Source organism: Mesorhizobium australicum WSM2073 (assembly GCF_000230995.2).
Classification (GTDB): domain Bacteria; phylum Pseudomonadota; class Alphaproteobacteria; order Rhizobiales; family Rhizobiaceae; genus Mesorhizobium; species Mesorhizobium australicum.
The window spans coordinates 3,365,856-3,380,751 of record NC_019973.1 but is presented as its reverse complement, the minus strand read 5'-3'; the positions used below and the strand labels follow the sequence as shown (position 1 = coordinate 3,380,751).

15 protein-coding genes are annotated in these 14,896 nt (G+C 64.2%); 9 read left to right on the top strand and 6 right to left on the bottom strand.

What is annotated here, in order from left to right; genetic code table 11:
• Positions 1 to 38: 38 nt before the first annotated feature.
• The 6 genes from pbpC (at position 39) to MESAU_RS16235 (ending at position 6,925) form a co-directional block, all read left to right on the top strand.
• Complete coding sequence (gene pbpC, locus MESAU_RS16260) at positions 39 to 2,129, top strand: penicillin-binding protein 1C (protein WP_015317130.1); 2,091 nt, start codon at positions 39 to 41, stop codon at positions 2,127 to 2,129.
• Between the two features lie 18 nt (positions 2,130 to 2,147).
• Positions 2,148 to 2,870, top strand: coding sequence for a M15 family metallopeptidase (locus MESAU_RS16255; RefSeq protein WP_015317129.1), 723 nt, complete (start codon positions 2,148 to 2,150; stop codon positions 2,868 to 2,870).
• 222 nt (positions 2,871 to 3,092) lie between these two features.
• Positions 3,093 to 4,121 (top strand): sulfate ABC transporter substrate-binding protein, encoded by a 1,029-nt coding sequence (locus MESAU_RS16250; RefSeq protein WP_015317128.1) that lies wholly within the window; start codon positions 3,093 to 3,095, stop codon positions 4,119 to 4,121.
• A 22-nt stretch (positions 4,122 to 4,143) separates the two neighbouring features.
• A complete protein-coding gene (gene cysT / locus MESAU_RS16245) occupies positions 4,144 to 4,995 on the top strand; it encodes a sulfate ABC transporter permease subunit CysT (RefSeq protein WP_015317127.1) in 852 nt (283 codons plus the stop codon).
• Positions 4,988 to 5,872 carry a sulfate ABC transporter permease subunit CysW gene (gene cysW, locus MESAU_RS16240; protein ID WP_015317126.1) on the top strand — a complete coding sequence of 295 codons (885 nt, stop codon included), beginning with the start codon at positions 4,988 to 4,990 and terminating at the stop codon, positions 5,870 to 5,872. The genes cysT and cysW overlap by 8 nt, the downstream gene beginning before the upstream one ends.
• Before the next feature lie 12 nt (positions 5,873 to 5,884).
• Positions 5,885 to 6,925: a sulfate/molybdate ABC transporter ATP-binding protein gene (locus MESAU_RS16235; RefSeq protein ID WP_015317125.1), complete on the top strand. Its 1,041-nt coding sequence runs from the start codon at positions 5,885 to 5,887 to the stop codon at positions 6,923 to 6,925.
• Positions 6,926 to 6,969: 44 nt separating this feature from the next.
• Here the strand turns inward: MESAU_RS16235 and MESAU_RS16230 are convergent, their stop codons facing one another.
• Together MESAU_RS16230 and MESAU_RS16225 are read right to left on the bottom strand one after the other, a co-directional pair.
• A complete protein-coding gene (locus tag MESAU_RS16230; protein WP_015317124.1) occupies positions 6,970 to 7,455 on the bottom strand; it encodes a GNAT family N-acetyltransferase in 486 nt (161 codons plus the stop codon).
• Positions 7,455 to 7,694, bottom strand: a complete 240-nt coding sequence (locus tag MESAU_RS16225; protein WP_051041297.1) for a type II toxin -antitoxin system TacA 1-like antitoxin — start codon at positions 7,692 to 7,694, stop codon at positions 7,455 to 7,457. Before MESAU_RS16225 ends, MESAU_RS16230 begins: the two co-directional genes overlap by 1 nt.
• A 287-nt stretch (positions 7,695 to 7,981) precedes the next feature.
• On the opposite strand from MESAU_RS16225, the gene MESAU_RS16220 reads away from it, so the two are divergent.
• From MESAU_RS16220 to MESAU_RS16210, 3 genes are all read left to right on the top strand, one after another.
• Entirely contained in the window at positions 7,982 to 8,968 is a 987-nt protein-coding gene (locus tag MESAU_RS16220; protein WP_015317123.1) for a sulfate ABC transporter substrate-binding protein, read from the top strand.
• A 251-nt stretch (positions 8,969 to 9,219) separates the two neighbouring features.
• Complete coding sequence (locus MESAU_RS16215) at positions 9,220 to 9,669, top strand: RrF2 family transcriptional regulator (protein WP_023769580.1); 450 nt, start codon at positions 9,220 to 9,222, stop codon at positions 9,667 to 9,669.
• A gap of 10 nt (positions 9,670 to 9,679) precedes the next feature.
• Positions 9,680 to 10,828 carry a hypothetical protein gene (locus tag MESAU_RS16210; RefSeq protein WP_015317120.1) on the top strand — a complete coding sequence of 383 codons (1,149 nt, stop codon included), beginning with the start codon at positions 9,680 to 9,682 and terminating at the stop codon, positions 10,826 to 10,828.
• On the opposite strand, the gene MESAU_RS16205 is transcribed toward MESAU_RS16210, so the two are convergent.
• The 4 genes from MESAU_RS16205 to MESAU_RS16190 are packed head-to-tail and all read right to left on the bottom strand — an operon-like array spanning position 10,823 to position 14,881.
• The gene (locus MESAU_RS16205) at positions 10,823 to 11,371 is read right to left on the bottom strand and encodes a gluconokinase (protein WP_015317119.1); all 549 of its coding nucleotides are present in this window, start codon (positions 11,369 to 11,371) and stop codon (positions 10,823 to 10,825) included. The two genes, MESAU_RS16210 and MESAU_RS16205, sit on opposite strands and share 6 nt — an antisense overlap.
• A gap of 2 nt (positions 11,372 to 11,373) precedes the next feature.
• Positions 11,374 to 12,360, bottom strand: coding sequence for an ABC transporter permease (locus MESAU_RS16200; RefSeq protein ID WP_015317118.1), 987 nt, complete (start codon positions 12,358 to 12,360; stop codon positions 11,374 to 11,376).
• On the bottom strand, positions 12,357 to 13,337 hold the full coding sequence (locus tag MESAU_RS16195; protein WP_015317117.1) for an ABC transporter permease: 981 nt from the start codon (positions 13,335 to 13,337) through the stop codon (positions 12,357 to 12,359). The genes MESAU_RS16200 and MESAU_RS16195 overlap by 4 nt, the downstream gene beginning before the upstream one ends.
• Positions 13,334 to 14,881, bottom strand: a complete 1,548-nt coding sequence (locus tag MESAU_RS16190; protein ID WP_015317116.1) for a sugar ABC transporter ATP-binding protein — start codon at positions 14,879 to 14,881, stop codon at positions 13,334 to 13,336. The genes MESAU_RS16195 and MESAU_RS16190 overlap by 4 nt, the downstream gene beginning before the upstream one ends.
• Positions 14,882 to 14,896: the final 15 nt, after the last annotated feature.

The following is a 14,896-nucleotide window of genomic DNA, read 5'->3' as shown; positions in this document are numbered from 1 at the left end:
GGGGAGAAGGTGGCGGCAGCCGGATGAGGGGCGGCGCCATGCTTTCCAAGAAACTCCTCCGTCGCGCTGCCATCGCAGTTGCCTCCCTTGCCGCCTTCTTCACGATTGCCGTCGCCACCCTCTGGCAACTCGACCGCGCCTTCCCGCCCCCGCTTCCTGAAAGGCTCACCGTCTCCACCGAAGTCCAGGACCGCGACGGCCAGCTGTTGCGCGCCTTTGCCACGCCGGACGGCTACTGGCGGCTGGAAACCCGGCTCGACCAGGTCGACAAGCAGTTCGTCGACATGCTGGTCACCTATGAGGACAAGCGCTTCTGGGACCATGAGGGTGTCGACGTGCTGGCGCTGGCGCGCGCCGCCGGCCAGTTCGCAACCAGCGGCCACATCGTCTCCGGCGGCTCGACCCTGTCGATGCAGCTCGCCCGCCTGATCGAGCCGCGCGAGAGCCGCAGCCTCGGCTCCAAGCTCAAGCAGATGCTGCGGGCCATCCAGATCGAGCGGCGGTTGTCGAAGCGCGAGATCCTCGAACGCTATCTCACACTGGCGCCCTATGGCGGCAATCTGGAGGGCGTGCGTGCCGCTTCGCTCGCCTATTTCGGCAAGGAGCCAAAGCGGCTCACCGTTTCCGAAGCCGCGCTTCTGGTGGCCCTCCCGCAACTGCCGGAAAAACGCCGTCCTGACCGCAACCTGCAGATCGCCCACGCAGCTCGCGACCGTGTGCTCACCCGCATGGTCTCATCAGGCCTGATCGGCGAACGCGAGGCCGCACGCGCGGCGCTTGACGATGTGTTGGGCCTGCGCCGGCGCTTGCCGGCGCTCGCCCCGCATGCCTCTTACGCGATGCTGCCCAAGGCCGTCCCCGGCCAGCCGCTCAAGCTGACGATTCGCAAAAGCGTCCAGCAGGGACTGGAGCAGGTGGCCCGCGACGCCGCCACCAGGCTCGGGCCGCGTCTGTCGGTCGCCATGGTGCTGGCCGATGCCCGCACCGGCGACATTCTGGGCGAAGTCGGCTCGGCCAATTTCTTCGATTCCAGCCGTTCCGGCTGGATCGACATGACCAAGGTCGTGCGCTCGCCCGGCTCGACGCTGAAGCCGTTCATCTATGGCCTCGCCTTCGAACAGGGACTGGTGGCGCAGGAGACGCTGATCGAGGACAGCCCGGTCGATTTCAGCGGCTACAGACCCAAGAATTTCGACATGGGCTATCAGGGCGATGTCTCGATCCGCCAGGCGCTGCAATTGTCGCTCAACGTGCCGGCGATCCGGGTGCTCGACGCGGTCGGTCCGGCGCGGCTGACGGCGCGCTTCCGCCAGGCGGGCGTCAACCCAATCCTGCCGGTCAATGAGGCGCCGGGGCTGGCCATCGGGCTTGGTGGCGTCGGCGTCACGCTGCGCGACCTCGTCCAGCTCTATACGGGGCTCGCCAATGGCGGCAAGACGCACTCGCTGCGCGACGGCACCGAACCGGCCAATGCCGTGAGTTCGACCGCCACCATCCTCAGCGACCAGGCCAATTGGCAGATCATCGACATCCTCTCCGGAGTAAAACCGCCGGAAGGTGCCTTGCAGCGCGGCATCGCCTACAAGACCGGAACCTCCTACGGCTACCGCGACGCCTGGTCGGTGGGCTTCGATGGCCGCTATGTGCTGGGCGTCTGGGTCGGCAGGCCCGATGCCGGCGCGGTGCCGGGCCTCTCCGGCTATGTCTCGGCCGCCCCGATCCTGTTCGAAGGCTTTGTCCGCTCGGGCCTCGCCACCGTACCGCTGCCAGGCAAACCGCCCGGTGCCTTCACACCCAAGCGCGAGGACCTGCCTGTGACGCTCGCCCGCTTCGGCGCCGGCGCGGATGGCCTGGTGCAGGCGACGCCGACCGAACCGGCGCCGAGCATCATCTTCCCGCCGGACGGCGCCCGCGTCGATCTCTCCACCAACTCGGCCGACGCCTCGCCGCTGGTGCTGAAATTGCAAGGCGGCCGCGCCCCGTTCCGCTGGCTGGCCAATGGCAAGCCCCTCATCGGCCTCGACCGCCGCCGCACCGCGACCTGGCTGCCCGACGGCGCGGGCTATTCGACGCTCACCGTCATCGACGCCGCAGGACGGGCTGCCAGTGTGAAGGTCTTCGTCCAGTGAAAGCGATCCTTGAATAGAATGCGCCAGGCGATTCAGCGCATTGGCTTTTGTGCGCTGATGATTGCCGGCTCGGCCCTGCCGGCGCCTGCCGATCCCCTCCCCGCGGGTTTCGTTCGCCTCGCCGATGTCGCCCCATCGATCCGCCAGGACATTCGCTACGCCAACGCCGACAATTTTCTGCACCGCAAGGTGAATGGCTATGACGCGCCGGTCTGCATTTTGACCCGGGAGGCCGCCGAGGCACTTTCCAGAGTCCAGCGGGCGATCGCCACCAGAGGCCTGACGCTGGTCGTCTTCGACTGCTATCGCCCTGCCCGCGCCGTTGCCGACATGGGTGAATGGACGGCCGCGGGTGGACCGCCGGACCCGCAATGGTATCCGACGGTCAAGCGTGGCGATCTCATTGCCAAGGGCTACGTCGGTGATCGGTCCAGCCATTCGCGCGGCTCCACCGTCGATGTTGCCATCGCGCCTGTCGACAGTACCCCCGTGCCGAAACCGGCCTGCGGCGCGATCGATGCCGACACCCTCGATTTCGGCACCGGCTTCGATTGTTTCGACCCGATGAGCGAGACCGCGCATCGCCCGCTCGGCGCCAAAGCCGCGGCAAACCGAAAGCTGCTCGTCGATGCCATGCGTGCTGGCGGGTTCAAGAACTACGCGCGCGAATGGTGGCATTTTGCGCTGGCCCGGGAGCCATTTCAAAAGCAGCGCTTCGATTTCCCGGTGACCGCCGAGTAACCTGCCCAACCACCCTTGCCCAACCAGCCTTGCCCGGCAACCGCGCATCCCTAGATAGGCCGGATGGTGGCCGACTCCGGCGCGGAGCGACCGCGAGGAAAATATTTCTCATAACAGCGACAGATCGCCGAAGATTTCCTTCAAGAGGACAAAAAAGGCAACATTCAATGCATCTTATTTCTATAAATTTGCTAGATTTGGCGCGGGTTAACGGAGGCAGAAATGACCAAACCTCATTTCAGGAAACTGCTCGGCGCACTGGTCGCCACATCTATCCAGTTCGGCACGCTCGGTTTCGCGTTTGCCGACACCACCATTCTCAATGTGTCCTACGATCCGACGCGCGAGCTCTACAAGGCCTATGACGAGGCCTTCGCCGCGCATTGGAAGGCGGAGACCGGCGAGACGGTGACCATCCAGCAGTCGCATGGCGGATCGGGTGCCCAGGCCCGCGCGGTGATCGATGGCCTCGACGCCGATGTGGTGACGCTGGCGCTCGAAGGCGACATCAACGCCATCGTCTCGAAGTCAAAGAAGATCAATCCAGACTGGCGCACCAAATTCGAAAACAATTCGGCGCCCTACACCTCGACGATCATCTTCCTTGTCCGCAAGGGCAATCCCAAGGGCATCCACGACTGGAACGACCTCGTCAAGGACGGTGTCCAGGTGATCACGCCCAACCCCAAAACCTCGGGCGGCGCACGCTGGAACTATCTCGCGGCCTGGGCCTATGCCAACGCCAATGATGGCGGCGATGAAGCCAAGACCAAGGACTTCGTCGGCAAGCTCTACGCCAATGCTCCCGTGCTCGACACCGGCGCGCGCGGCTCGACCGTGACCTTCGCGCAAAAAGGCCTGGGTGACGTGCTGATCGCCTGGGAAAACGACGCCTATCTGGCGCTCGACGAGTTCGGCGCCGACAATTTCGACATCGTTTATCCGCCGACCTCCATCCTGGCCGAGCCACCGGTGGCCGTGGTCGACGCCAATGTCGACGCCAAGGGCACACGCAAGGTGGCCGAGGCCTATCTGAGCTACCTCTATTCCAAGGAAGGCCAGACCATCATCGCCAAGAACCATTATAGGCCGTCCAAGCCCGAACTGGTTCCGCCCGAGGATCTCGCCAAGCTGCCGCCGATCAAGCTGATCACCATCGACGATCCGCTTTTCGGCGGCTGGAAGAAAGCGCAGCCTTATCATTTCGGCGACGGTGGTATATTCGACCAGATCTACAAGCCGGCCCAGTGAGCTAAACCTAGATCGGGACGACATGACCACAGCACCCGCGCGGGCGGGGTGGCGGTTCAGACAGCCGAGCGTCATTCCGGGTTTCGGATTGACGCTCGGCTTCTCGCTTGCCTACCTCACCCTCATCATCCTCATCCCCCTATCCGGGCTGATCTGGCGTTCGGCCGCTCTCGGCTGGGTCGATTTCTGGGCCATCGCCACCGATCGCCGCACGATCAACGCCCTTCGAATCAGCTTCGGCACGGCGTTCATCGCGGCTGTCGTCAATGTCGTCTTCGGCACGCTCGTCGCCTGGGTGCTGGTGCGCTACCGTTTTCCCGGCCGCCGCATCGTCGACGCCATGGTCGACCTGCCCTTCGCGCTGCCGACGGCGGTGGCCGGCATCGCGCTGACCACGCTCTACGCGCCGAATGGCTGGATCGGCAAATTGCTGATGCCGCTCGGCATCAAGGTCGCCTACACGCCGCTCGGCATCGTCATTGCGCTGATCTTCATCGGCCTGCCCTTCGTCGTGCGAACCGTGCAGCCGATCATGGAAGAGATCGACAAGGAAGTGGAGGAAGCCGCAGCCACGCTTGGCGCCAGCCGCTTCCAGATCATCACCCGCGTGCTCTTTCCCGGCCTGGCGCCCGCCATCATCACCGGCTTCTCGCTGGCCTTCGCGCGTGGCGTCGGCGAATACGGCTCGGTCATCTTCATCGCCGGCAACCTGCCCTACAAATCCGAGATCGCGCCGCTTCTGATCGTCATCCGGCTCGAGGAATACAATTACCCGGCGGCGACCGCGATCGCCGCGATCATGCTGGCGCTGTCGTTCATCATGCTGTTGATCGTCAATCTGGTGCAGACATGGAGCCGCAAGCGCTATGGCTGATCCCGAGATCAAATCATACGAACCGTATCATGAGAGCCGCTCGGCGGCGGTGACCGAGAGCCGGCCGGCACGCGCCGTGCTGATGGCCATCGTCTTCGTCTTTCTCGCCGTCTTCCTGCTGCTGCCGCTGATCATCGTTTTCAAGGAAGCTTTCGCCAAAGGCGTTGGCACCTACCTGCAATCGCTAAGCGATGCCGACACGCGTTCGGCGATCCGCCTGACCTTGCTGGTGGCCGCGATCTCGGTCCCGCTCAACATCGTCTTCGGCATCTCGGCCGCCTGGGCGATCGCCAAGTTCGAGTTCAAGGGCAAGGCCTTCCTGACCACGCTGATCGACCTGCCGTTCTCGGTCTCGCCGGTCATTTCGGGTCTGGTCTACGTGCTTCTCTTCGGTGCTCAAGGGTTGCTCGGCGAGTGGCTGAAGGCACATGGCATCCAGATCCTGTTCGCCGTGCCGGGCATTGTGCTGGCCACCGTCTTCGTCACCTTCCCCTTCGTCGCCCGCGAACTTATTCCGCTCATGCAGGAACAGGGCAATGGCGACGAGGAGGCGGCGCTGTCGCTTGGCGCCAATGGCTGGCAGGCCTTCTGGTACGTGACCTTGCCTAACGTCAAATGGGGCCTGCTCTACGGCGTCCTTTTGTGCAATGCGCGCGCCATGGGCGAGTTCGGCGCGGTTTCGGTGGTGTCGGGCCACATACGCGGCCTGACCAACACCATGCCGCTGCATGTCGAAATCCTCTACAACGAGTACAACGCCGTCGGCGCCTTTGCCGTTGCTTCCTTGCTTGCCGGGCTGGCGCTCGTCACGCTGGTCTTGAAAACACTGCTCGAGATGCGCTACGGCGCCGAACTCGCCGCGACGCGCGGACATTAGAAGGTTCATTGCATGGAAGTTCGCGTTGCCAACGTGCGCAAGGAGTTCGAGCGGTTTCCGGCGCTCCACGATGTCTCGCTCGACATCAAGTCGGGCGAACTGATCGCGCTGCTCGGACCGTCCGGCTCCGGCAAGACGACGCTGCTCAGGCTGATCGCCGGACTGGAGCGCCCGACGCGTGGGAAAATCTTCTTTGGTGACGAGGACGCTTCGCAGAAATCGATCCAGGAGCGCAACGTAGGCTTCGTCTTCCAGCACTACGCGCTGTTCCGCCACATGACGGTGGCCGACAATATCGGCTTCGGCCTCAAGGTGCGGCACGGGCCGACGCGGCCGTCGACCCCCGAAATCCGCCGCCGCGCCTCCGAGCTTCTCGATCTTGTCCAGCTTTCAGGGCTGGAGAAGCGCTATCCGGCGCAGCTTTCGGGCGGCCAGCGCCAGCGTGTGGCGCTCGCCCGCGCCATGGCCATCGAACCCAAGGTGCTGCTGCTCGACGAGCCGTTCGGCGCGCTCGATGCGCAGGTGCGCCGGGAACTGCGTCGCTGGCTGCGCGAAATCCATGACCGCACCGGCCACACCACCGTCTTCGTGACCCACGACCAGGAAGAGGCTTTGGAGCTTGCCGACCGCGTCGTGGTGATGAGCCAGGGGCGCATCGAACAGGTCGGCACCGCCGACGACATCTACGACACGCCGAACTCGCCTTTCGTCTACGGCTTCATCGGTGAATCCAGCTCCCTTCCCGTCAAGGTCGAGAATGGCGAGATCTGGCTGGCCGACCGTCCGATCGGATTGTCGGCGCCGCATGCGCCCGAGGGCGACGCGATGCTCTACTTCCGGCCGCATGACGTCGAACTGCTGGACGGCTGCAGCGGCTGCATCGCCGGCACCGTGGCCGCCAGCCGCCGCGTCGCCGGCACAAGGCGCGTCGAGCTCGAGATCGGCGGCGAACGCCAGCGGGTCGAGATCGAACTGCCGGTCGATCATCCGGCGGCGCAGAAGAGCCGCGTGGCGTTCCGGCCGGGGCGCTGGAAGCTGTTTCCGGCTGCGTAGCGATAGGACCGCCGTCAATCCCTATCCCGGTCGAGGGCGGCCGCCTACCCTTTCACCAGGCCTTTCAACGACAGCACCAATGTCATGGGATTTTTCGGGGAAGCCGCAAAGCCATGGCGCTCATAAAAGGCTTTCGCTTCGTCCGATATCGCATGAACAAAAATTCCGCGTATCCCGAGGATCGTCGCGGCTTGACCGGCGCGCAGGACGGCATCTTGCAGAAGCGCTGCACCCGGTCCCTTCCCTTGCCAGCCTGTGTCCACCGCGAGACGCCCGAGCACGACCATTGGAATGGGATCCGGCATGTTGCGCCGAACAATGCCGGGCGCTTCCGCCAGGTCAAGCCCGCCCGAAGACAGGCAGTAGTAGCCGACAACGCGTGTGCCTTCCGCGACCACATAAGTACGAGATGCGCCACTGACCTGGTTGGCCCGTGCGCGGCGGCGAAGCCATTGGTCGAGACTTTCCGTTCCGCTTTGGAAAAGTTCGAGATCGTGGTTCTCGGCCAGCGGCGTGGGCGCCGACAGCATCAGTCCTGCCATGGCTTGGGCACGTTCATAAGACGCGCAAAACCTTCCCCGCTTGGCGGTTCATCGAGGATGTCGAGATAGTGCCGGTAACTCTGGGCATCTACCTTGATCAGTGTTTGGTCGAGGAGCGTATCCTCGGCCGCGCGGTAGGCGGCATCGATCATGAAATCGGAACGAGTTTTCCCGCGTAGCTTTGCGGCGCGGTCAATCAGTATGCGCATATCCTCGCGAATGCGCAGATTGACAGGCTTAGCGTGAGTTCGGCTGCGGCTTTCGCCATGGAGGGCTCCTTTCCTTCACCATAACATGCCGCATACACAAATGTGTATCTATTCGTCCTTTCCATTGGGAAAAGGTTGACGTGAACCGAGCTCCAGTATGATGCCGCTCAAAAGAAAAACCTAGGATCAGCCTGTCTGGGAAACGGTTTTCTAGCAACGAGTGCCAAGCCCTGAATCTATGCCTCGCCGCCCCTTTGTACCCTCGCTATGCTCGGACGATAAAACATTACATCCGGAGCCATTTCATGAAGCGATTTTTCCTCAGCGTTGCCGTCGCAGCCGGCCTCATCCTCGCATCCTCCCAGGCTTGGTCGGCCGACAAGCTGCTCAACGCCTCCTATGACGTCGGCCGCGAACTCTTCGTGCAGGTCAACAAGGCCTTTATCGCCAAGCATCCGGGCGTCAGCGTCGACCAGTCCCATGCCGGCACCTCGGCGCAGGCGCGCGCCATCGCCGAGGGCCTCGGGGCCGACGTCGTCACCTTCAACCAGGTCACCGATGTCGACTTCCTGGTCAAGAAGGGCCTCGTCTCGGCCGACTGGCAGAAGGATTTTCCAGACAACGCCTCGCCCTTCTATTCGCTGCCTTCGTTTCTCGTCCGCGCGGGCAATCCCAAGCACATCAAGGACTGGAACGACCTCGTGCGCGACGACGTGCAGGTGATCTTTCCCAATCCGAAGACGTCGGGCAATGCGCGCTACACCTATCTGGCGGCCACCGCCTACGCCAAGGAAGCCTTCAAGGGCGACGACGCCAAGGTGAAGGAGTTCATTACCAAGCTGTTCAACAACGTGCCGATCTTCGACACCGGCGGGCGCGCCGCGACCACCACCTTCGTGCAGCGCGAGATCGGCGACGTGCTGATCACCTTCGAATCCGAGACGCGCGGCATCCGCAAGGAATATGGCGACGACAAGTTCGAGCAGGTCACCCCTTCGGTCAGCCTGCTGGCGGAATTCCCGGTGGCGATCGTCGACAAGGTCGCCGACGAACACGGCACGCGTGACCTGGCCAAGAGCTATCTCGACTTCCTCTATACGCCCGAGGGCCAGGGCATTGCCGCCGAGAATGGCCTGCGCGCACGCGACGCGGCTGTCGCGGCCAAATACAAGGCCGATTTTCCGGACGTGCGCCTGCTGACGGTGGAAGACGTCTTCGGCGGTTGGGACAAGGTCCAAAAAGAGCATTTCGCCGCCGGCGGCCTGCTCGACCAAGCTTATGGCAGCCGGTAAAGTTTCAGCGGTCCGATAGAAAGATCAGGAGAGCCGGCCCCGGGGCCGGCTTTTCTTGTTTAGGCAGACGATAGGGCAATCCGGCGCCTTCGTGCAAAACGTTACAAACAATCAACGCGTTTGTGCCAAACATGCCTTTCCAATGGCTTGTTTTCGCGAAACGGCAGGGTGTGGAAGCAATGCCGTCATCATTTGCACACAAACAGCCGCCAGATGCGGGGTGGTTGGGGCTTCAACGGGTTGACTCGGGCATGCTGACGAAAAAAGGCAAATACGGCCTCAAGGCCCTCGTGCATCTTTCCAACCTTCCGGTTGGCCAATTGGCCTTCGTCAACGACATCGCCGTCGCCAACAACATCCCGAAGAAATTCCTCGATGCCATACTGGGCGAATTGCGCAACGCCGGCTTCGTCCAGAGCCGCAAGGGCAAGGAAGGTGGCTATCGCCTCGCCCGCCCCGCTTCCGAGATCAAGATCGGCCATGTCGTGCGCGTGCTGGACGGTCCGCTGGCGCCGATACCTTGCGCCAGCCGCACGCAGTACCAGCGCTGCGAGGATTGCGACGAAGCGACCTGCCAGGTCCGGCACATGATGCTGGAAGTGCGCCAGGCGATCGCCGAGGTGCTGGACAACCGCAGCCTCGCCGCCATGCGCGATGCCGACAATGACGATTTTCCGGTCGAGTTGACATCCCAGATCTAGAGCGGCGCGAATGAGGCTGTCGAGGTTCACGAAATCCCGAAAAGTCCCCCGCAAGCCATCGGCAGCCAGCTTCCGCACCGAGATCATCGCCGACGTCTTTGTCCCCGAATATGCCGAGGACGTGCGCTTCTTCAGCCGCAGGCAACTTAACGCCGGCAAGCTCCGCCGCTTCTCCGCCAGGGATCTTCGCGAAAGCCTGGCCGCCCTCTTCTATCTCGCGGTCGCGGCGGTGCTGCCGGTGCGCTGGTGGTCGCCGATCTGCGATTGGGCGTCGCGGTTTCGCCTGAAGCGTCATATGCGCAAGGATTTCCCCGGATATGCCGCCGCAACCCGCGCGGTGCTCGGCAGCGACATCGATGCGCGCAAGCTGTTCGAGGCATTGCTCGCGGCGCGCCATCGCCGCCGCATGCAGCTTGCCGCGCATCTGGTCGCCCGTCGCTGGACGCCGGCGATCCGGCTGGAAGGGCTTGAGGACTTGCAGGCCGCTTTGCAACGCGGCCATGGCGCGATCCTCTGGTGCGATCAGTTCACCGCCCAGACAATGATCGGCAAGCGCGCCATGCATGAGGCCGGCATCGAAGCGCATCAGGTCAGCGTCAACACGCATGGCGTTTCCGAGACGGCATTCGGCCAGCGCTTTCTCAATCCGCCAATGGTTCGTGTCGAGAACCGGTTCCTGAAAAGCCGGATCGTCTTCGACCGTGACGACGCCTATCAGGTCACCATCCGCATTCAGAAGATGCTGAGGCAGAACGGCGTCGTGATGATGACCAACACAATCCACGCCGGCTCGACCTTCACCGAAACCGCGCTTGGCGAAAGCGGCTGGACGCACCTTGCCTCGGCACCGGCGAATTTCGCCGCGCGCGGCAAGACGGCCCTGTTTGCGATGTCGACCTTCGAGGTCGTTCCCTTCCGGGAATATCGCGCCGTCTTGAGCCCCGAGCTGGTGCCGGCGGCACCGGCGCTCCAGGCAGCGGACACAATCAGGGACGGAGCCAAGAACATGGCCCTGCAGGCACACTACATCCTGCTCAAACGCGACCGCCTGCTGCAGGCGCTGAAAGAGTGCCCCGAGCAGATGATGTCCTGGTCGCGCCATGAGCGGTTGACGGAAGCCCAGGACGGCATCGGCATCAGCGCCGAAGAAGGCTCATGACGGGCGTATCAAGCGCATTGCCTGGGCGACGAGTTCGTCGACCGGCCGTGTCGCGTCGAGCGTCAATGCCCGCTCGTCTTGCCCCGGCGGCTCAAGGATGGCGAACTGGCTGTCAACCAGGCTTGCCGGCATGAAATGGCCCTTGCGGTTGCCAACGCGCCGCCGCGCGGTGGCGGGATCGATCTCCAGATAGAGGAAGACGATATCAGGGCAAAAACCGCGCAGGCGCTCGCGATAACCGCGCTTCAGCGCCGAGCAGGCGGCGACCACACCTTGCCGCTTGCCGATCGAGGCCTGGATCTGCTCGCCGATCGCGTCGAGCCAGCCTTCGCGCAGTTGATCGGTGAGCGGTTCGCCGCGTGCCATGCGGGCGACGTTTTCGGGCGGATGCAGCCTGTCGCCCTCGATGAAGACGGCATCGAGCGCGGTGGCCAGCGCGATGCCGACGGCTGACTTGCCGCAGCCGGCGACACCCATCACCACGATGGCCGGAGGCGCCAAACCGGAAGCGCCCGTCGGCGCCTGCGCTGCGTTTTCGTCCACCGTCAGCGGCTCGCCGGTGCGCGGCCATAAAGCAGGAGCATGGCGACGATGACGACGCCATAGATGATCTGCCGTCCCGCCTCCGGCATCTGCATGACCGAGAGGATGGATTGCAACAGCGTGATCAGGATCACGCCGGCGACGGTGCCGAGATAGGAGCCGCGCCCGCCCAGGATCGAGGTACCGCCCAGCACCACGGCTGCGATCGACGGTAGCAGATAGGCATCGCCCATCGACTGCGCCGCCTTGGAGGCGTAGCCGGCCAGCAGCACGCCGCCGAAGGCGGAGAGCCCTCCGGAGACAGCGAAGGCGATCATCACCACGCGTCTCGTGTCGATGCCGGAGAGATAGGCGGCACGCTCGCGGTTGCCGATGCCATAGACCGCGCGGCCGAAGCCGGTGCGCGTCAGCACGAACACCATCGCGATCCCTATAAGCGCCCAGATGATGACGGCGTTGGGGACGCCCGGAATGGTGAAGCCGGTGGCCAGGTAGCGCATGGCGCCGGTCGCCGAATCCTGTGGCGAGAAGCCGCCGGTATAGACCACCATCAGCCCTTGCGCGACGGCATTGGTGGCGAGCGTGATGATCATTGAGGGAATGCGCAAATAGGCGACGCCGATGCCGTTGACGATGCCGATCAGCACGCCGCAGAAGATGCCGAACGGGATCGCCAGCACCACCCCGGCCGGACCGTAGGCGGCCGCCGCGCAGGCCATCATCGCGCCCGCCGCCACCGACCACGGCACCGACAGGTCGATCTGGCCGAGCAGGATGACCAGCATCATGCCGGTGGCGATGACGCCGAGGAACGAGGCCACCTTGAGCTGCTGCAGGAGATATTCAGGCGACAGGAAGCTGCGCGAATAAAGACTGCCGACCAACAGCAGCACCACGATGCAGGCAAAGGCGGTCAGCACCGCCGGGTCGGCGCGGCGGATGAATTTCGGCATGCGGCCGGCAATGCCGCCCAAGGTCGTCTCGCTCACAGGAACCACTCCAGCCGGTTGCGGACCCGAAAAAGGGCGAAGGCGCCGAGGCTGACGGCGACCAGCAGGATAACGCCCTGGAACAGCGGCTGCCAGAGCGGATCGAAGTCGAACACGAACAACAGGTCGCCAATGGTGCGGAAGGCAAGGGCGCCGAAGATGGCGCCGATAGCGCTGCCCTTGCCGCCGAACAGCGACACACCACCCAGCACGACCGCCGCGATCGAGAACAACGTGTAGGAGTTGCCGCTCGCGTAGGCAGCCTCGCCCGTATAGGTGAAGAAGGTGAGGAACAGCCCGCCGATCGCCGCCAGCAGCCCGGCCAGCGTATAGGCGGCGAACTTGCCGCGCCGGATCGGCACGCCGGACATATAGGCCGCCGTTTCCGAAGAGCCCGCCGCGTATGCCGCGCGGCCGAGGATCGAGCGGCTGAACGGCACCCAGATCACCAGCACGATGGCGAGCAGCACCACCAGGCTCGCCGGCACAAAGCCGAACACGCGGCCGGTCAGCGCGTCGGCCAGGTCCTCATTGACCGAACCGCCCGGGAAAGGTCGCAACAACAGTCCGATGCCGTAGTAGACAGCCCCGGTGGCGATGGTGGCGACGATCGGCTGCAGCCGCCCATAGATGACGATGGCGCCGTTGACGGCGCCGCACAGAAGGCCCGCCACAAGCACGGCGATGACGCCGAGCGTGGTCTGCAACGGCGTGCCTACCACCAGCCAGGAGGCCAGGCAGTTGGTGAGCAGGAAGATCATGCCCACGGACAGGTCGATGCCGGAGGTGATGACGACCAGCGTCTGCGCCATGGCGACGAAGGCAAGCAGCACGCCCTTGTTCGCCGCCGTCTGCACGACATTGGCGGTGAAGCCCGCCGGGTGGTTCGAGGTGTAGATGACGAACATGACGATGAAGATGCCGAGAGCCAGCAACGTTCCGCGCTGCTCGGCCAGCCAGTAGCGCCAGTCTTTCACACGCTTGCTCCCAGGCCCACCGGGCTCTCCTCGCCATGGATGTTGAGCGCGCTCGCTATAAGCGCCCGCTCGGTGATCTCGCCGCCGACCAGCTCGCGCTTGACGGCGCCGTCATAGAGCACCAGGACCCGGTCGCAGCAGCCGATCAGTTCGTCATAGTCGGTCGAATAGAACAGGATCGCCGCGCCCGCATCCGCCAGCTTGCGCATCAGCTGATAGATCTCCTGTTTGGTGCCGACATCGATGCCGCGTGTCGGGTCGTTGAGCAGGATGATGCGCGGCTGGCGCATCAGCCATTTGGCGATCACCACCTTCTGCTGGTTGCCGCCCGACAGCGCGCCGACCGGAATGTCGAGGCCCGCCGTCTTGATCGCCAGCAGGCCGACCATGTCGTCGATCAGCCGCTGTTCGGCGGCGCGATCGATGATGCCGCCTTTCGACAGCCGATCGAGCGCGGCGAAAGACAGGTTTTCGCGCACCGTCATCGGCAGCATCAGTCCTTCGGTCTTGCGGTCCTCCGGGATGAGCGCCATGCCGACGCTATCCTCGCGGGCCGCTGCCGGGCTGGTGATCGTCACCGGCTTGCCGTCGATCAGCACCTCGCCGGAGAGGCCGCGCAGCACACCGAAGAAGGCGAGCAGCAATTCGCGCTGGCCTTGGCCGTCGAGCCCGCCGAGGCCGACCACCTCGCCTGCCCTGACCGTCAGCGAGATATCGTGCAGCCGGTCGGCCCAGGACAATTTGCGCGCCTCGAGCCGGGGGGCGGCGCCAGTGGGTGCCGCCGCCGGCTTGGGCGGAAAAATATGGCTGTATTCACGGCCTATCATCAGCTCGACCACCTCGTTGTCGCTCTTCGAGCCGGCCTCGTAGCTGGCGACATTGCGGCCATTGCGGAACACGGTGCAATGATCGGCCAGTTCGGCGATCTCATTCATGCGGTGCGAGATGTAGAGCAGCGCCAGCCCTTCCGAGCGCAGTCGTTTCAAGACGCCGAAGATCTTCGCGACATCCGCCGCCGTCAGCGCCGAGGTCGCTTCGTCGAGGATGAGGATGCGCGGTTTCCTGGCCAGCGCCTTGGCGATCTCCACCATCTGCCGTCGTGACAACGGCAGGTCCTTGACCAGCGCCAGCGGATGGATGTCACCGGCACCCGCGCGCGCCAGCGCGTCCTCGGCGATGCGCCGCTGCGCCTTGCGGTCGATCATGCCGAAGCGTTTGGGCGGATCGGAAATGACGATGTTGTCGGCGACGCTGAGTTCGGGGATCAGCGACAGTTCCTGGAAGATGCAGACAATGCCGGCCTTGTTCGCCGCACCCGGCGACGCGAAGGTCACCTCGCGCCCGTCCAGCATCATGTGGCCCTCGTCGGGCGCCACGACACCGGCCATGACCTTGATCAGCGTCGACTTGCCGGCCCCGTTTTCACCGAGAATGGCGTGGATGCTGCCGGCCTCGACCGTCAGTTCGGCCTTTTCCAGCGCCCGCACGCCGCCATAGCGCTTGGACATGCCTTCCATGCGAAAGAGTGGAGCCGCACCGTCCATCAACCCTCCCAGGGC